Source organism: Dyella sp. (genome assembly GCF_035508675.1).
Taxonomy (GTDB): domain Bacteria; phylum Pseudomonadota; class Gammaproteobacteria; order Xanthomonadales; family Rhodanobacteraceae; genus Dyella_B.
This window is the reverse complement of the sequence record NZ_DATJMN010000220.1, coordinates 21,599-39,222: the sequence shown is the minus strand read 5'-3', so window position 1 is coordinate 39,222 and position 17,624 is coordinate 21,599. Positions and strand designations below refer to the sequence as shown.

The following is a 17,624-nucleotide window of genomic DNA, read 5'->3' as shown; positions in this document are numbered from 1 at the left end:
CCCTCTTGGTTATTGAGGTGGTCATCCTTCCGATTATGATCGCCTCAAAATTTTTGAGCCAATGGGTGGAGATACCCTCGCGTGCCAAGGCGCGCTTTTTCGGCAGCCATAACCTGGTGGGTTTGGTCGGCTTCGAATTGCTACAGGGTCACAGCTTGCTTTGTTCGGAATCGTTCGGTTGCGCAGGCCTCTTTGGTTTATCCATAGGGTCGATCTCCTTATACGAAGCTACCAAATTGCTAAGTCAACCAAGGAAACCAGGCGTTGCATGGCATGAGTGCGCTCGCCGAGTTTGGATGGTCAGCTCATCGTGGGTCGATTAGGGAGAGTATGGTCTTTCAAAGTAGTGGTGCGTGTTTCAAGCTTGGAGCCGCAGCGCCGCCAAATCGGCGTCAACGGCCGATGAAGTCCTGCAGTAGTGATCAACAGGAACGACAAAGTTCAGCTAGACTGCCGCGACATGGACAAAAGGAATTACCTATGCCTATCCACTGCACATTCAGACTGAATAATCAGACTGCGTCATTGCTGCAATGTCCTGGCGTTGGGGTGCTGCCAGCATTCTCCGGCCGCAACAAGGGACGCGACAATCCAAACGCTATCGCGCGTGAGGAAATAGGTCCCATCCCTCCTGGTACTTACTACATTGTCGATCGCCAGTCAGGCGGCCATATGGGGTGGCTGTGGGATCTATGGGGCCGCTATGGGTGGGGAACGACGGACCATTCGCAGTGGTTCATGCTGTGGAATCCAGCCACAGGTGATACGACATTCGTTGGGAAAATTAAGCGCGGACAGTTTCGCATTCACCCAGAGGGACCTAGGCGCTTGAGCGAAGGATGTATTACCGTGACGGACATTGAGGGCTTCAAGAAATTCGCAGCATTTCTTCGCAAGCGCGGTGCAGATCTTCCAGTTCCAGGGACGACGATGAAAGCCTACGGTACGGTTGTCGTGCAATGAAACGCCTGCTGAGGTGGGGAATCAACATCGTTGCCACACTGGTTGGCGCTTACATATTGGTGGGGCTGTACGACAGCCTGCCCATGAACATGCCTGATTTCATGGATGATGGGATACGAGCCATACTGCATCTTACCGGCAACGATCACCTTGCGAATCCGGATGATATGGAAAACATCGCGCTGCTCGTTGTATTAGTAGCTTCTATACTTTTCGCCGGGATTGTTGTGCTCCTGGTAAACATATGGATAAGGCGGCGAGCGGAAAGGCGACCTTCGCGGTGATCGGCCGCTTGGTATCGATCACACTCGACGATATAACAGCCGCTGATGGGATGAATCCCTTGGAACATCGCCAACGGTGCGTTCAGACTGTGGCTCAGCACCTGTGATTGATTGGCGACTTCGAACGCCTTCATGCCTGAATAAAAACTTCTTGAGCTGGTGTTTCAATGGCACTTGGCCGAATTGGCAGTCACCCATTGCAGCTCACCACGGATTTCATAGCGTGGTCATCGGGCAATCTTGGCGCCATGCTTATTGTCCAAGATGCGTTTGCGACGATTGGGGCGGGATCGCCTGGCACGTAGATACGGGTGGTGAGCCCCGGACTTGATCCGGGGCAGCCTCTACTACCGCAGGGAGGGCGCGCACCGCGGCGAGCATCAACCTCTCAGAACGCCAGCCACACATAGAAGTACAGCGTATTGTTATCCGACGCGCGTCGCCCGGCGCCGTCCACGTTGTAGACCAGCCCGTTGAAGCGCGTATACCAGGTGTATTGCAGGCCAAGGCGCAGGTTGGCATAGGGCTGTGCCCAGGAGTCGGATTTGCCGAACGGATTCCAGTTCAGCTCCGCGATGCCGCCGTCGGTATTGGGGCTGCCATTGTTGCCGTACAGGATCACATCCTTGCTGCCGTCGTTGGCGAAGCCGCCCAGCGTGATGCCCCAGGTGTTCTCGTACCAGTAGCTGGCGTTGAGGTTGAGCGCATGCAGGTTGTCGTGCAGGTTGGATGAGCCGCCCGACGGATACGTCGCATCCAGTTGCTGCTGCTCGGTCAGGTACAACGCGTTGACCGTAATGATGTGCTTGCTGCCATTCAAAAGCTGGTAGCTGGCGTCCATGCCGTAATCGTGGAATTTGTCGGTGGGACCGGCCATGGCCACCGCCTTGCCTTGCGCGTTCACGCCCACTTGGCCGCGTGCCGCTTCAAACACGAAACCGCCCAGTTCGATGTTGCCGGTAGGCAGGCTCCAGGTATACGCCAGGCGTGCATAAGGCGAGACGCCGGCCAGGCGTCCGCTGAAGTCGGCATTGACGTCGCGCAGGAATGCGGACGACAGCGAGCGATACATGCCGGTCTCCAGATACAACGCATTGTTGATCTGGGTATAGGCGTTGATGCCTAGCACTTGCTGTGCAAGGCCGCCCATCAGGATCGGCGCGGCCGGTGCGCCGGGGGCAAGGTCCGATGCCATGTACGGGAATTGCCAGGCCGGCGCAGTGTTGAATACGTCCGTCACGCTGGGATTGTTGTTGAGCGACAGCCCCCAGATGGCCGGGCGCCCGGCAACGGTAAACGATCGTGCGTAACGCAGATCACTGTTGTCCCAGCCCAGCAGGCCGCCGTTCTGCGAATAGGTGCCTTGCGCAAGAATGCCAAGGTTATCGGCCAGGCGCCCGGCGACGAAGATCGAAGCCTGCTGCAGCTCGGTATTGTTGTTGGTGCCGGCGTTGTTCGCGGGCGGCGAGGTTTGCGCTTTCGCCGTATGCGTATAGGTTTCGACCACCATCAGCGACAGCGGCACTTTGGTGTCGTTGCCTACGCTGAGCGTATAGCCCATCAGCTTGAACTGGCGGCCGAAAGGCGTGAGCTGCGGTCCGAATCCGCCGATGTGGCAAGCCGTGCATGGTTGATGCGTCTGGCGTGCGAAAGACGGCACGGCGTGACTGGTAAGCGGAGAGAGCAGCAGCACCAGAAAACCCAGGATGAGGGTCAGCGTGCCTGCTGGAAGCCGTCGTGTGGCTGTGCGTATGCCCGTGCTTTGACCGACCATGTTCTTTCCCCTTCGTTATTGGCCCTGGCATTGGATAAAGCTGCGAACCGGCTGGTGAAAGCTTGCTCAGGCTGAAAATGTTTCGTTTGATTTGGATCAACCGAGTGGGCCGCGCAATCGCTAGATTGGAATTGCCCCCATTAAACGGAGAACGTCCATGTCACGGTTCAAGGCAACGACCGAATCGCGCCGCCGGTTTCTGCAGTTGGTAACGGTCACCATCGGCGGCGCTTGTGTCGGCGGCCTGTCGATGCTCGTCCGCGCCGGGGATTTGCCGCATCTCACCGATGCAGACCCGACGGCCAAGGCGATGAACTACGTCGAGGACGCCAGCTCATCCAACAATCCGCTGTATCGGGCCGGGAGCACCTGCGCCAATTGCCAGTTCTATCACGGGCCGGACGCTGGTTATGGCACCTGCCAGTTGTTTCCGGGCAAGGCCGTGAACGCAAAGGGCTGGTGTTCGTCGTATACGCCGAAGAAGGCGTGAGCTACGTCGACCGGGGGATGACATCCCGGCTTTGCTGCGCATCCCGATGCTGGGTTTTCATCCCGGCGTGCGGCCGATTCAACGAAAGTGAGATACAGCATGCTTTCTCCGACCTCATCATCGCGACCGGCACGCAGCAAGGCGTCAGGCAAAAGCACCATCACCTATACCTGCCATGGCGCGGCCAAGGAAGTCACCGGCTCATGCCATCTGCTGGAATGCGGCAACCAGCGCCTGCTGATCGATTGCGGCCTGTTCCAGGGTGGCCGCGAGCAGGACCGCGCGAACGCCGAGCCGTTCGGCTTCGATCCGGCCAGCATCGACGTGCTGCTGCTTACGCATGCGCACCTGGATCATTGCGGGCGAATTCCCAAGCTGGTCAAGGAAGGGTTCCGCGGCCGTATCGTGGCGACGTCTGCCACGCGCGATCTCGCCCGCGTCGTGATGCTGGATGCTGCCGGCTTGCAGGAAGAGGACGCGCGACGTGCGCAGCGCAGCGGACACCGGCGCGGCGTAGCCAATACGGGGCCGCTGTATACCTTGGATGATGCGCTGCATGCGATGGACTTCTTTGGCGAGCCCGTGGCGTACGACCGCGAGATCGTCATCGCCGACGGCATCCGCGCCACGTTTCGCGATGCCGGGCACATCCTGGGTTCGGCCTCCATCCTGTTGCAACTGGATGGCGGCGGCCGGCCGTGCAGCGTGGTTTTCTCCGGCGATCTCGGCAATCCGGGCCGGCCGATCCTGCGCAATCCGGAACCTGCGCCGCAGGCGGACTATGTGGTGATGGAAACCACGTATGGCGATCGCCCGCATCGCGCGCTGCCCGATTCCGTGGATGAGCTGTACCGCGCGGTCAAGCAAACGATCGACCGCGGCGGCAATGTGATCATTCCCACCTTTGCGCTGGAGCGCGCGCAGGAGATTCTGTATTACCTCAACCAGGGTATGCAGCAGGGCATGCTTTCCGCGCACACGCCGGTGTTCATGGATTCGCCGATGGCGATTTCCGCCACCGAGATTTTCCGCCGGCATCCGGAATGCTTCGGCGAGACATTCCAGCAGGAACTTCAGCACGGCGATCCCTTCGGCATGCCCAATCTGCATTTCTGCCGCGACACCGCCGACTCCATCGCCATCAACCACATCGAAAGCGGCGCAATCATCCTGGCCGGCTCCGGCATGTGTACGGGCGGACGCGTACTGCACCACTTGCGGCACAACCTGTGGCGCGAGCGAAGCAGCGTGGTGCTGGTCGGCTATGCCGCGGAAGGCAGCCTGGCGCGGCGCCTCGTCGACGGCGCAAAACATGTGCGCATCTACAACGAGGACGTGCGCGTGAGCGCGCAGGTGTGGACCATCAACGGGTTTTCCGCGCACGCCGATCAAGCGACGCTGCTGAACTGGCTAGGCACATCCCAACGCAAGCGCGTGCTGCTGGTGCACGGCGAATACGAGCGTGGCATGCGCGCCATGGCGGAGCGGCTGGGCGGGGCAGGGGTGGCGTATCAGATGCCGGGGCGCGGGGAAGCCATCCTGTTGTAGCGCGTCGATGCCGGGATGAAATCCCACTGCCGCCGACCCCGCATGTACGGGTGGAGCGAAAACACATTTTCACGCCGTCTTCACGATATCGATGACTTGGCCGGCATGGCATCTTGCCGGCTTATGCGGCGCGTCGAGTTGATGCAGAATGTCACACTGCCTGGGGACATAAGCCGGAGACGTCCCGGCTCTTGTTGAGGTGCAGCGGTGCACCACCGATCGGCGAAGGGGACTATGACCGTAAGCATGCGGGCGAACGCGGCTGATGCCGGCCGCTGGTTCCGGCGCTTCAGTGCGAGCGCCGGTGCGCGCCGCCGTCTGATCTGTTTCCACCACGCCGGTGGCGGTCCCTCGCTGTTCCGCGACTGGCACCAGCACGTGACCCCGTATACGGAGGTCTGGGCGGCGGCGATTCCGGGCCGGGAAATACGTGCCGCCGAACCGCCGCTCTATCGGCTTGATACGCTTGCCATGATGCTGGCCGAGGCGGTGCCGCTCGACCTGCCGTTCGCGTTCTTCGGCCATAGCCTGGGCGGCATGGTCGGGTTTGAAGTGGCGCGGCAATTGCACGAACGCAGCCTGCCGCTGCCGCAACACCTGTTCGTATCGGCTTGCCCGGCGCCGCAGTTGTGCCGGCGCGAGCGGTCGCGCGCCACCTTGAGCGACGCCGAACTGCTGCGCGCGCTGGAAAGTTTCGGCGGCACGCCTAAGGAAATCTTCAACTATCCCGATTACCTGCAAATGGCGCTATCGGTGCTGCGCGCGGACTTCAACCTGATCGACAGCTACGTGGTGCCGGCAGACAGTGCCTTGCGGCTGCCCATCACCGCCTACGCCGGTACCGCCGATGCGCATATCACACCCTCGCGGATACTCGGCTGGGGACGCTGGGCATTACCGGGGTTTGCCTGCCGCAGCTTTCAAGGCGACCATTTCTATCTCAATCAGCAACGCGCCGCCTTGATCGACGACTTGCTGGCGCGCTGGAGCGATGGCGAAGTGCAGCGGGGTAGGGAGCGTGCATGAGCGATCAATGGCGCCAACTTGAGCGCGTATCTTGCGCTCGTCAGAATGCGTTCCCTCCCCTGCGAAGTAGGGGAGGGCTAGGGTGGGGTGCGAGCGCAGCGAGCGGCGAGGAACCAAACGTCGCTGCCTTCTGCTTCTTGCTATTTGAAACCATGGTGGCATTCGGTTGCACGCTAAAGCCCAAGCAACCCCACCCCAGCCCTCCCCTGCTGTCGCAGGGGAGGGAGCAGACCTCGCAAACAACGAGTTCGTGGCTTAATTGGGCTGTAAAACACGGAGAGTAATCATGTTCGGCAGTATCGTCCTTGAAGTCGCCATCGGCATGATCGTCTGCTTCGGTTCGGTCGCGCTGATGGCAAGCAGCCTTCAGGAAGCCATGGCGTCGATCTGCCGGTTGCGTGCCCGCACGCTGCTGAAGGGGATCGACCAGCTCTTGAACGGCCATTCGCTGGTGCTGGACATCTACAACCACGCGCTGGTCAACCCGCGCGGCAATGGGCGTGCGCAAAGTATCGGCAGCCTGTCCTTGCGGCTGGCGCCCTCGTACATTGCGCCGTTGAATTTTTCGCGCGCCATGCTCGATTCGCTGCAGAAAGGCCAGGTCGCCTTCGCCAACCTGCGGCCGGTGCTGGAAAACATCTCCGACGCGCAAGTTCGCACCTGTCTTTGCGGCATATACGATCGCGCCGCCGGCGATGTCGACCGGTTCGAAGCCGAGATCGCCCGCTGGTTCGATGCGGGCATGGAGCGGATTTCCGGCGCGTACAAACGGCACGCGCAATGCTGGGCGTTCGTGTTTGCGCTGGCGTTGGCGGTCGCTTTCAACATCGATGCGAGCCATGTGCTGACCCACCTGTGGAAGATGGCGGCCACTGGTGTTTTTCATATGCCGATACCGGGCGCGGAGCACGATGCCGGCGATGCGCTCGCGGCGCTCGACCGCCTGCCGATCGGATGGGGCGACGGGTCCGGCCAGCTCGGCCTGATGCTCTACATGCTCCCCGGCTGGCTCGTCACGGCATCCTCGTCCTTGTTCGGGGCGCCGTTCTGGTTTGGCCTGCTCGGGAAAATCGCGAATCTGCGCGGGGCGGGGGACAAGCCCGGTCCGGCCTGATCGGGCAGCGCCAGGCGCGCTTGTACGCCCCCGTTGTCTGCCACACTTCCAGCATAGCGGCGCCGTACGCCGTACCGGGAATCCTCGTCCACCATGCCTGTCGTACCCGAGCCGCTGCCCCTGTCGCGCGTCAGCCATCGCGCCTTGATCGTCATTGCGACGGGCGTGGTGCTGGCCTTGCTGTATTTCGGCAAGGACGTGCTGGTACCCATCATCCTGGCCATGATCCTGGCCCTGATGATGGCGCCCTTCGTACGCGTGCTGCAGCGGATCGGCTTGGGACATGCCTATGCCGTACTCGTGGCGGTAGTGCTGCTGGCGTTGCTCGCCACCGGCTTGATGACGGTGATCGGCTCGCAGATTGTGCACCTGGCCGCCAGCCTTCCGCAGTACGAGCGAACCATCCACACCAAGCTGCAACTGTTGCACGACGCCACCATCGGCCGCATGCAGGCGATGCGCGGCGAAGCAGGCCGGTTGTTCAATGCGTTGGGTGCCAAGAGCGAAGGCGCCGGGGAGATGGCGCAAACGCCCGCCGCGCCTTCCTATGTGGCGCCGGAGGAACTGCCGACCCTTAGCAGCGGACCCTGGGAGGCGATAAAAAGCGTGCTGTCGTCGCTGTGGAGCCCGCTGGAAACGGCCGGCATCGTGCTGGTGGTGCTGGTCTTCATCCTGCTCGAATACGAATCCTTGCGCGATCGCTTCATCCGCGTGCTCGGCGGTACCGATCTGCGTGCCACCACCGTGGCGATCAACGATGCAGGGCAGCGGCTGTCGCGGTTTTTCGCTTCGCAGTTTTCGGTCAACTTTGGCGTGGGGCTGGCGATCTGGCTGGGGCTGGCGGCGATCGGGCTGCCCAATGCGCTGCTATGGGGCGCGCTTACCGCGGTGCTGCGCTTCGTGCCATATGTGGGCGTGTGGCTGGCGGCGCTGTTGGCGGCCTTGCTGGCGGCGGCGGTCACGCCGGGCTGGTCGCTGATGCTGCTGACGATCGGCCTGTTCGCCGTGGTGGAAGTGATCGTCAGCCAGTTGGTGGAGCCGCAGCTTTACGGGCATGCCACCGGCTTGTCGCCGCTGGCGGTGGTGGTGGCGGCCATTTTCTGGAGCTGGCTGTGGGGGCCGATGGGACTGGTGCTGTCCACGCCGTTGACCTTGTGCCTGGTGGTGGCGGGGCGGCACGTTCGCTCGCTCACGCTGCTGGAAATCATGCTCGGCGACACGCCGGCTCTGACCATGCCGCAACGCTTCTATCAGCGCGCGCTATCGGGTGATTCCCATGAAATCATCGCCGCCGCGCGCGAATTCCTGCGGCAGAAATCGTTTGCCAGGTATTGCGACGTAGTGCTGCTGCCGGCGTTCCAGCTTGCACAGATGGACCTGCGGCAAGGCGCGATCGGTCCGGATCAATTGAGCAGGGCGCGCAACACGGTGGTACGGGTGATCGAAACGCTCGGCCGCGACACGCCCGTGCAACCGCGCTGGCGCCGCCGCACCTCCGTGCTCGACAACGACAATATCGGGCATTACCTGCGCCAGCAGCGCGAGCGGGTCAGCGGGCGCTGGCAAGGACCGCTGGCGGTGGCGCCGGGGTCGATCGTGCTTTGCATCGATACCGGCGTGCGCGAAGACGATCTGTTGACCGAAGTATTGGTACGCATCCTGCGGGTACTGCACATCGATGCACGCCATGTCTCGATGCAGGACGTGGAGGCATTCGAGCAGGAAAACCATCCCGAAGCCACGCCCAACGCCGTGTCCCTAGTGGAAGTGGTGATCGGCGACGTGGCCAGCGAATGGGAGCGGGCCGACGCAGTAACGCAGGAACTGCGGCGACGATATGCGGATGCCACCATCGTCGTCGTCATCCTGCCCAATTTGCTGGAAGAACCGGTGCAGCCGAAAACAGGTGCGCATATCGATCTCGTCGCTCGTTCGTTCGAAGAGGCCGCGCAGTACACGCTCAAGAAATTCATGCCTTAAGGCAACACTAAGGTAGTGAACAGGCGCTAAGGCGTCTTTCGATCGTAGTAGGTCGAGTCATCGACGATGTGGCCGTCTTTGACCGCGTAGACCGAGATGATCCGCACGCTTATCGGCTTGTCCTGCGCACCCTTCAAATGACCCGCCAGGATAAATTGAGCGTAGACGTGGTCTGGCGAATGCTCGAGCGTTTCCACGTTGTCTTTGGCGTCGGGAATGGCGTCGAATAATCGGCGATAAGTATCAGCGATCTGTCGGTTGCCCGCCAGGTTGGGGTAGTCCGGACTATGCAGGGTTGCATCATTCGCATAGATTTTTTCGATGGTGGCGGCATCGTGTTGGTTGAACGCTGCAAATTTCAAGCGAACCGGATCCATAGACTTGCTGTCGCCGCCTGAGCCAGCCGATGCCGCCGTGTTGGCGACGGCGGAAATCAGGCCCAGGAGAATCATCGCTGCTGCTTTCATGTTGGGACGCTCCATGCAAAATGGCAAAAAGGGCGGCGGCTCCGAAATTCGATCCGGAGTAGGATGAAACTCGGTGTGATGAATGGCCGCAGAGCCGGCGTCGACATTACCCTGACGGTATGGGCCAATGATTGGAAAAACCCGACACCTTGAGATAGGGTCGCCAACGCAACCTGTCGCGGCGCCCGGTATGGAATTCGGGCAGGGCTGCGGGATTCTGCGGCATTCGCCGCCACCGGGTGCCTATCATCACAGACGCTATGCACCACCGGCCGCGCTTGCCGACTGGGTAGCGCATTTCTGGTTGGAACACTGGCAATTCGAATCGGACGTGCCGCAAACGAGGGAGGTTCTTCCGCATCCCAGTGTCCACGTGGTTTTCGCGCCGGGCCGCTCCCGCATCTACGGCGTGCAGTTGAGTCGCTTCGTTCGGCAGCTAGAAGGCAAGGGCTGCATCTTCGGCATCAAGTTCCACCCCGGCGCGTTCTATCCTTTTTTGCGCAGGCCCGTATCCGGGATCTCAAACACCTCTATTTTGGCTGCCGAGGTTTTCTCCAACGCCGCCGCCGCCGAGAAGGAAGTGTTGACGTGCCCACAGGACAGGCACATGGTCCAGGCGGCGGCGAACTTCCTTGCGGCGCATCTTCCGTCGAGAGACCCACGCGTGGACGACGCGCGGCACGCCGTCGAGCAGATCGCGAGGGATCGCAGCGTGACGCGTGTCGAGCATCTTGTCGTCCGGTGTGGCATCGGGGAGAGAACGCTGCAACGATTGTTCGACCGATACGTCGGTGCCAGCCCGCGCTGGGTGATCAAGCGCTATCGAATATATGAAGCGCTCGAAAGCGTGGCTGCGGGAACACGAGCGGAATGGACGGATCTTGCGCAGGAGTTGGGGTACTTCGATCAATCGCATTTCATCAATGACTTCAAGAAGCTGGTCGGCTGTTCTCCAACCGAATACGCCGAGCCGTTGGCCTGACGTACCCGAATTGAAGCGCGCGGCTCATGCATGCCGTAATACCATACAGGCTGGATGCAACAAGCAAGCCGGGATTTTATCCCAGCCTGCAAGGCGAACACCCGCGCATCGGCGAACGAGCCATCGCGCGCGGTGACGCAACGATTCTTTCACTCGGCGCGTGCGTGATGGGAGTACATGATGGACGCGCCAGTGCCCGTCACCCATGGAGACCCAGTCATGACCGATCATGTCTACAAGTCGATTGAACTCACCGGTTCTTCGAACAACAGCAGCGACGAGGCGATTCGCTGCGCCATCGAGCGGGCGTCCAAGACCGTTCGCGACATCCGCTGGTTTGAAGTGAAGGACATCCGAGGGCATGTGGAGGGCGGCAAGGTGGCGCATTGGCAAGTCACGCTGAAGGTGGGGTTTACGCTCGAATAAGGGCGCATGCGCGCGTTGCCGTCGTAGGCTGGGACGAAATCCCAGCTGTCTTGTTGTATCGCGAAGCTGGGATTTCCTTCCGGCTTACAAAGCAGAAACCAGCGCATCGGCGCGATCCGCATCCGACGGCGGCGCTTCCGGTGCAGCCGTCGCGGGCTGATCCAGGCGGCTGAGCAGCCACGGCAGCGTGACGGCGAGCAGGTAGAACTTGGATGCGAAGAACTTGTTGTCCAGGCAACGGCGATGCTTTTCCAGCCACGCCGGCGCGCCCGGCAGCAGCGGGCGCGCCTGCAAGGCAAACGCATACACCTGCTCGAAACGCTGCGTGGCCAGGCCCAGCACGTCGAAGCGGAACGAGCCCTTGGATTGCACATACGGCAAGGATTTGAAGCGCTGCGCGATATAGCGGCGCACCAGCACTTTGTTCTGGCCGCCGCGGCCGATCAGCCGGTCGTCCGGCACGCTGCTGAAAATCCATTGGCACAGCGGCATGTCGCAATACGGGTAGGCCATGCGCAGTCCCACCGCTGGCGCGGTGTACATGCCCTTGGCGAAGCCCGCCGCCTCCATCACCACGAGCACGATGCGCCGCACTGCCTCGGCCGACTCGGCCGCTTGCAAGTCGTCGCGGTAGGCTTCCATGCGTTGTCGCGAGTAGACGGACAGGCTGGCGCCGAACAGTTCATCCACTTCGTTGTCGCTGAAGCGCGAACCGGGGAAGTAGCGCTCGAATGCGTGCATCTGCAGTGTGCCGAGCGCAAAGCACAGCTTGAAGCTGCGGCGGACGAGCGGGTGCCTGAGCAGGGCGCCGGGCAGGCGCGCGCTTCTTGCCAGCCAGTAGAGCAAGTGGTCGCGCAAATGCAGCGGCACGCCGAAATAAGGGTCCGCGCCGAGCGCATCGATGATGCCGTCGCCCTGCTGCGGCGCGATCTCGGTGACGATGTCGGCATAGGCAAGCGTGGCGAAGTCGGCCGTCAGCAGCGGCATGCGCGGCGCCATCGCCAGGTAGCGGTCGTAGGCGCGGCCCGGGTCGCACACCCATGCCTCGTGGCGCAGGCCGAGCTGGCGCGCGACGAAACGCGCCGAGTCGACTTCGTCTTCTTCCTTGCCGCCGAGATAGGTGATGCAAGTGGTGTCCGGGCGCGCCTCCGCGATGGCGATGGCGAGCGAGGTGGAATCCTTGCCGCCGCTCTGCAGCAGCCAGGGCGATCGCATGTCGGCGGTGGATCGTTGTACGGCCTGGTTCAGCAGCTGATGGAATGTGCGCAGCAAGACTTCGTCGCTGATCGTGCCCGGCGCCGGCCGCGCGGCGGCCCAGGCCGATTGGTAGGCGAAGTGGAAATGGAATTCGTCCGCCGCGCCTTGCTGCAGGGTGAAGCCGGTCTGCACGTTCTTGACGTCGCGGTAGATGGTGTGCGGCGGATAGACGAAGCCATTGCGCAACAGATCGGCAAGCGAGACCGGATCGATGCCGTGGCCTTGCGCGTGGCGCATGGCCAGCGGCGAGAAATCGGCCGCGCCGGCATAAGGGCTGGTATGCAGGTACGTCGTCCAGTTGGTGGCAGACGACCATTCGGCCCTTTCGAAAAGTGATGTGTCCATGCCGTCACTCACGTGGATTCAAACGTGCGCAGATATGCAGAGATGCGGGCGAGCTACGCCTCGTAGGCCAGCGGAAACAGTGCCGGCGTCGCTTGGACGGCACCGCCGATCGTCGCGGGCGCGGCATCCGGCAACGGCGACAGCGGCGCAAGCGCGTGCTGCAGCGTGGACACGGCGACATCCTGCGGCACTTGGCCGGGGCTGGAGAATTCGCGCAGCAAGCGTTCGAGCAGCTGGTTCTGCACACGGCCGCGCGCATACGCGTAGGCGTACGGCAGCAGCGTGAACGTCACCATGCGATAGCGCGACATGAAGTAGCGCGGCGCCCATTGCGTCAAGCGTGCAGCGAGTTCGAGCTTGGCCAGGTAGTGAGGATCGGCGACCGAGTCGCGCATCTCCACATAGTTTTCCAGCGTCATGGCAGCGATGGCATCGGCATTCGGTTTGCGCACCTGCTGAAATTGCGCGAAGGCGCCGGCAATGTCACGCCCGCGGTCGGCCAGCAGTTCGGCCAGCGCCACGGCGTCTTCAAAACCGCAGTTCATGCCCTGGCCGTGGAAGGGCGCGATGGCGTGCGCCGCATCGCCGACCAGGACGGCACGGCCGTCGATGTGCCAGCGATCGAGATAAAGCGTGGCGAGGCGGCCCACCGGGTGGCCGTCGTAATCCTCGGCAAAGCGCGGCATCAACGGCAGCAGATCGGGGAAATCGCGGCCAAAGAAGGCGCTCGCGGTGGCAGCGTCGCGCAGCGTATCGAAGCTGGGATGGGGGCCGTGCAAAGGCAAGAACAGCGTGACATTGAAACTGCCGGCGATATTCGGCGTGGCAATCGACATGTAGCCGCCGCGCGGCCAGATGTGCAGCGCATGCGGTTCGATGGCAAAGCGCTGGCCGCCGGTAGCAGGTGGAATTTCCAGTTCCTTGTAGCCATGGCCGAGCGGCTCGACGCGAATGCCGAGCGGCTGGTGAACATCCATCGCTGCGCGCAAGGCGGAACCGGCGCCGTCCGCACCGACCAGCACGCCGGTATCGTGCCCGCGATGCACACCGTTGTCGTCGACCAGCGTGATGCATTGCGCATCGATGTCGGCCTCCACCAGCGCCTGCTCGAAGTGGAAGGTAGCGCCGGCAGCTTCCGCCGCATCGACCAGCAACGCATTGAGCCCATTGCGCGAAATCGACCAGATCACTTCGCTGTCGTCGAGGCCGTAGCGTTGCAATGCGGGCGGCGCATCATGCGGATGCACCATGCGTCCGCGCATCATCACCGATTTTTGCAATGCCAGATCGGCAAGCCCCGCTGTGCGCAAGGCCTGCAAGCCGCGTTCGGCAATGGCCAGGTTGATCGTGCGCCCGCGCGTGAAGCCGATGTGCCGCGGATCGGCGCGCTTTTCGAACACGGTAACGGAAAAACCGCGTCTGGCCAGGAGTTGTGCGAGCAGCGCGCCAACCAGGCCGCCGCCGATCAAGGTCATTGCTTGCCGGGCCATCTGCGTTCCTTAGGATTTGCTTGGCGCAAAAAGATGCGTCCTCACAAGCATCTCAGCGCGAAGATCAAGAACACATGAAGCGATCACCCATGCTTGTGCGACTCGCCGTGATATGTGCGTGAAGGCCGCAGCAAGGATAGGTCGTTGCAGCATTGCAGGTGGCGAAAAACGTGAAGCTTTTGCGGTGAAGAAAGCATCGTGGAATTTTCGTGGAGAAATGAAAATTAGCTTTATGCACGATTCAAAAAGAAATAAGCATCGCTCGCATTGCACACGCTTCGCTACGCGGTTTCGTAGGCAGGGATGACATCTTTAGATAGTCAAAGGTCCGGATAAAGCGGCGTATGCGTCTTCACGTCGCCGCGGCGGCGGCGCACGTAATCCTCGATGCAGCGCGTCACGGCATCGAAGGCGCGCGACAGCGCGATGTGGATATCCTGGTCTTCCGCACCAGGCACGTTGCCATACGATGCGCTGATGGTGCGGCGGCGCAGGTGCACGCTTATCTGCACGCTGAAACGTTGCGGACGATGCCTGCGGCTGGTGTCGGCGCGGAACGTTACATCGCAATGGATGATGTCGTTGGCGAACTGCACCAGGTTTTGCGCATGCTTGATGGCTTCTTGGCGCAGCGTCTCGGACGCGTCGAGTCCATGGAAGCTGACGGTGGTGGACAGGGGCATGAGCGGACGTTCCTCGCAATGCGATGGGTGACAGAAAAACGCCCGCGTCCCGCATGGCGCCTTATCCATGCGGGAGGCGGGAAACAGGAGGCCATCGGGGCTCTCGCGGAGCTGCGGGGTAGCGCGTCGTTCGAGCCAGGCAATGGCCTCGGCGCGATCATGGAAGGCGGGCGAATGCGCTGCATTGATCGAAATCAAGTCCGCGCAGGCCGGGATGAAATGCCGGCGTCACCATACCCCTGGACACCCGGACCGCACCCCGGCCTGCGCATATCGAAACGCAATTGACGTGGCTCAACGTCACCACCGCCCGAAGGTGTTTTTATCAAGCCCGACTGGAGGCGAAACCCGCCAAAAGCTTGTCGGAATATGCGAGCCATGAAGCATTACGTGCGCTTTCTATTGATCTTGTTGTTGCTGCTGCCGCTTGGCGGCGCATGGTCCCAGGGCAGCCTGCATCCGGAGGGAAACCCTCCTTTCAGCCAGCAGGAACTGGACCAGATGCTGGCGCCGATCGCGCTGTATCCGGACCCGCTGCTGGCGCACGTGCTGATGGCCGCTACGTATCCGCTGGAAGTGGTGGAAGCGGCGCGCTGGTCGCGCGACAACCCGAACCTGAGCGGTGACGAGGCGGTGCGCGCCGTCGCGGACAAGGATTGGGACGCCAGCGTGAAATCGCTGGTCGCCTTTCCGCAGATCCTGCAGACGATGGACCAGAAAATCGACTGGACCGAGCGGCTTGGCGATGCCTTCCTGGCGCAACAGCAGCAGGTGATGGATACCGTGCAAGGTTTGCGCCGCAAGGCGCAACAGGCCGGCAACCTGTCATCCAACGGGGAGGTGCTGGTGCAGGAGCAGGGTGACGACGTCACCATCGAGCCCGGCAACGACACCATCGTCTACGTGCCGTATTACGACCCCAACCTGATCTATGGCCCATGGTGGTGGCCGTTGTATCCACCGATTTACTGGGGTCCCTGGTACGGCTATGACTGCAATGGCTGCATTGCCTGGGGCGTGGGCTTCGTGGTGGGCGTGGATTTCTTTTTCGGCCGCTGGGACTGGCCGCATCATCGCCTGTATGACATCGATCGCGGCCGTTGGTATGGCCATGAAGGTGGTGCAGGGAGCCGTGCGTGGAACCACGATCCCGGCCATCGCCGCGGCGTGCCGTACCGCAACCAGGCGCTGGATCATCAGTTCCGCCGCCCGCCCGCGGCCACGCCCAACAGCTTCGAGCCATACCGCGGACGCGAAGCGGCGCCGGTCTACCAAGAGCGCGGTGAAGAGCATGGCGGCGCGTTCGAGAACGTCGGTCATGGTCCGGATACGCGCGCCAGCAGCGCCCGCGGTGGCGCCAGCATGGGTGGAGGGCATGGCGGATCCGGCGGATTCCACGGTGGTGGCGGTGGACGCCATGGCCATTGACAACGATTCTTCGGCTACGCGGTGGACGCCATGAAATACAGCATGATTCGTTTGGTACTGGCGTTGACGGCAGCGTATGCCGCAACGGTGATGGGGCAATCCGCGGCGACAGGCATGGGGCCATTGCCGGTGAGATCGTTCGCTACCCCTGAAGCGGCGGCGCAGGCACTGGCGCAAGCGGCAAAAACGAACGATCTGCTTGCATTGCAGGCCATCTTCGGCGCCGATGCCGGCCAGCTTCTGCATTCCGGCGACGATGTCGCGGACGCGCGCAATCGCCAGCGCTTCAGCGCCGCGTACGACGAACGGCACAAGCTGGTGCCCAGTGGCACGGATGCCGAAACCCTGATTGTCGGCAAGGACGACTGGCCGATGCCGATCCCATTGGTGAAACACGGCGACAGCTGGACGTTCGATACGCAAGCGGGTGAGCAGGAGATACTTCGCCGGCGCATCGGTCGCAACGAATTGTCCGCCATGCGCGTATGCAGCGCGATCGTGGCGGCCGAACACCAATACGCCACCGAACATCTGGATAGCGACGGCATGCCCGTCTACACCGCGTTGCTGGCGAGTTCGCCTGGCCATCACAACGGCTTGTATTGGCTTGCCGCTGGGACGGCGCCAGCCAGTCCGCTGGGTCGGTTGGTGGCCGATGCTGCGGCCGAAGGCTACAACCATGCCAAAAGCGGGCCGCTCGCGCCTTATCACGGCTATTACTACCGCATTCTTACGCGGCAAGGAAAAGCGGCCGCCGGTGGCGAGCGCGACTACATCGTCCACGGCAAGTTGATGGCCGGGTTCGCCGTGCTTGCTTATCCGGCGCAATACGGCGCATCCGGCATCATGACGTTCATCGTCGATCGTGACGGCACGGTTTACGCGAAGGACCTGGGCGAAAACACCAGCAAGACGGCGGTAGCCATGATGGCGTTCGATCCGGATGCGAGTTGGAAAAAGGATGGGCCATAGCCCTAAGGACAAGGGCACCAGCTTAAGCGTCATTGCTCCATGGCTTGCCGCGATGTGCTCCCTCCCCTGCGAAGTAGGGGAGGGCTGAGGTGGGGTGCGAGCGCAGCGAGCGGCAAGAGCCCGAGGTTGCCACAGTGCTTCTTGTTATCAGAAGCCATAGCAACGTTCGGCTGCACGCTAAAGGACAAGCAACCCCACCCCAACCCTCCCCTACTTCGCAGGGGAGGGAGTACATCACTACAAGCGTCGGGAAATACGCTTAAGTTCAGGCGCCAGAGGTCCAAGTCCCGTCAAGCACTTAGGCTGGATGACAATCCCAGCTTTCCTGCGCCGGCGACGCCGACAACGATGCGATTGATACACATCAACACCTAGGATCGATCCGGTTTCGATAC

At 61.9% G+C, this 17,624-nt stretch carries 16 protein-coding genes and 1 pseudogene; 12 read left to right on the top strand and 5 right to left on the bottom strand.

What is annotated here, in order from left to right:
- From VMA74_RS11720 to VMA74_RS11710, 3 genes are all read left to right on the top strand, one after another.
- On the top strand, window positions 1-323 hold a 323-nt coding region (locus tag VMA74_RS11720; RefSeq protein ID WP_325367137.1), incomplete at its 5' end, for a hypothetical protein.
- A 157-nt stretch (window positions 324-480) separates the two neighbouring features.
- On the top strand, window positions 481-963 hold the full coding sequence (locus VMA74_RS11715) for a DUF2778 domain-containing protein (protein WP_325367135.1): 483 nt from the start codon (window positions 481-483) through the stop codon (window positions 961-963).
- Window positions 960-1,247 (top strand): hypothetical protein, encoded by a 288-nt coding sequence (locus tag VMA74_RS11710; protein WP_325367133.1) that lies wholly within the window; start codon window positions 960-962, stop codon window positions 1,245-1,247. The genes VMA74_RS11715 and VMA74_RS11710 overlap by 4 nt, the downstream gene beginning before the upstream one ends.
- 388 nt (window positions 1,248-1,635) lie before the next feature.
- Here the strand turns inward: VMA74_RS11710 and VMA74_RS11705 are convergent, their stop codons facing one another.
- The gene (locus tag VMA74_RS11705) at window positions 1,636-3,021 is read right to left on the bottom strand and encodes a cytochrome C (protein WP_325367130.1); all 1,386 of its coding nucleotides are present in this window, start codon (window positions 3,019-3,021) and stop codon (window positions 1,636-1,638) included.
- A 157-nt stretch (window positions 3,022-3,178) separates the two neighbouring features.
- Here VMA74_RS11705 and VMA74_RS11700 point away from each other — a divergent pair, with 157 nt between their 5' ends.
- The 5 genes from VMA74_RS11700 to VMA74_RS11680 all read left to right on the top strand — a co-directional run bounded on the left by VMA74_RS11700 (window position 3,179) and on the right by VMA74_RS11680 (window position 9,179).
- Window positions 3,179-3,511 carry a high-potential iron-sulfur protein gene (locus VMA74_RS11700; RefSeq protein ID WP_325367128.1) on the top strand — a complete coding sequence of 111 codons (333 nt, stop codon included), beginning with the start codon at window positions 3,179-3,181 and terminating at the stop codon, window positions 3,509-3,511.
- A gap of 99 nt (window positions 3,512-3,610) precedes the next feature.
- A complete protein-coding gene (locus tag VMA74_RS11695; RefSeq protein WP_325367126.1) occupies window positions 3,611-5,059 on the top strand; it encodes an MBL fold metallo-hydrolase in 1,449 nt (482 codons plus the stop codon).
- Between the two features lie 234 nt (window positions 5,060-5,293).
- Window positions 5,294-6,085: a thioesterase II family protein gene (locus VMA74_RS11690; RefSeq protein WP_325367124.1), complete on the top strand. Its 792-nt coding sequence runs from the start codon at window positions 5,294-5,296 to the stop codon at window positions 6,083-6,085.
- A gap of 286 nt (window positions 6,086-6,371) precedes the next feature.
- On the top strand, window positions 6,372-7,199 hold the full coding sequence (locus VMA74_RS11685; protein WP_325367123.1) for a hypothetical protein: 828 nt from the start codon (window positions 6,372-6,374) through the stop codon (window positions 7,197-7,199).
- A 93-nt stretch (window positions 7,200-7,292) separates the two neighbouring features.
- On the top strand, window positions 7,293-9,179 hold the full coding sequence (locus tag VMA74_RS11680) for an AI-2E family transporter (RefSeq protein WP_325367121.1): 1,887 nt from the start codon (window positions 7,293-7,295) through the stop codon (window positions 9,177-9,179).
- A 26-nt stretch (window positions 9,180-9,205) separates the two neighbouring features.
- Here the strand turns inward: VMA74_RS11680 and VMA74_RS11675 are convergent, their stop codons facing one another.
- Window positions 9,206-9,646 carry a nuclear transport factor 2 family protein gene (locus VMA74_RS11675; RefSeq protein ID WP_325367119.1) on the bottom strand — a complete coding sequence of 147 codons (441 nt, stop codon included), beginning with the start codon at window positions 9,644-9,646 and terminating at the stop codon, window positions 9,206-9,208.
- A gap of 190 nt (window positions 9,647-9,836) precedes the next feature.
- On the opposite strand from VMA74_RS11675, the gene VMA74_RS11670 reads away from it, so the two are divergent.
- Window positions 9,837-10,628, top strand: a complete 792-nt coding sequence (locus VMA74_RS11670; protein WP_325367117.1) for a helix-turn-helix domain-containing protein — start codon at window positions 9,837-9,839, stop codon at window positions 10,626-10,628.
- A 219-nt stretch (window positions 10,629-10,847) separates the two neighbouring features.
- A complete protein-coding gene (locus VMA74_RS11665; protein WP_325367115.1) occupies window positions 10,848-11,054 on the top strand; it encodes a dodecin in 207 nt (68 codons plus the stop codon).
- Window positions 11,055-11,138: 84 nt separating this feature from the next.
- Here the strand turns inward: VMA74_RS11665 and VMA74_RS11660 are convergent, their stop codons facing one another.
- From VMA74_RS11660 to VMA74_RS11650, 3 genes and pseudogenes are all read right to left on the bottom strand, one after another.
- On the bottom strand, window positions 11,139-12,656 hold the full coding sequence (locus VMA74_RS11660; protein WP_325367113.1) for an asparagine synthase-related protein: 1,518 nt from the start codon (window positions 12,654-12,656) through the stop codon (window positions 11,139-11,141).
- Between the two features lie 140 nt (window positions 12,657-12,796).
- Window positions 12,797-14,146, bottom strand: a pseudogene (locus tag VMA74_RS11655) (FAD-dependent oxidoreductase); the annotation flags it as partial.
- 320 nt (window positions 14,147-14,466) lie between these two features.
- Window positions 14,467-14,829: an HPF/RaiA family ribosome-associated protein gene (locus VMA74_RS11650; RefSeq protein WP_325367109.1), complete on the bottom strand. Its 363-nt coding sequence runs from the start codon at window positions 14,827-14,829 to the stop codon at window positions 14,467-14,469.
- 378 nt (window positions 14,830-15,207) lie between these two features.
- Here VMA74_RS11650 and VMA74_RS11645 point away from each other — a divergent pair, with 378 nt between their 5' ends.
- Both VMA74_RS11645 and VMA74_RS11640 read left to right on the top strand, forming a co-directional pair.
- Window positions 15,208-16,257 (top strand): DUF3300 domain-containing protein, encoded by a 1,050-nt coding sequence (locus VMA74_RS11645; RefSeq protein ID WP_325367107.1) that lies wholly within the window; start codon window positions 15,208-15,210, stop codon window positions 16,255-16,257.
- Window positions 16,258-16,299: 42 nt separating this feature from the next.
- Window positions 16,300-17,229, top strand: a complete 930-nt coding sequence (locus tag VMA74_RS11640) for a DUF2950 domain-containing protein (protein WP_325367105.1) — start codon at window positions 16,300-16,302, stop codon at window positions 17,227-17,229.
- The last annotated feature ends 395 nt before the right edge of the window (window positions 17,230-17,624 follow it).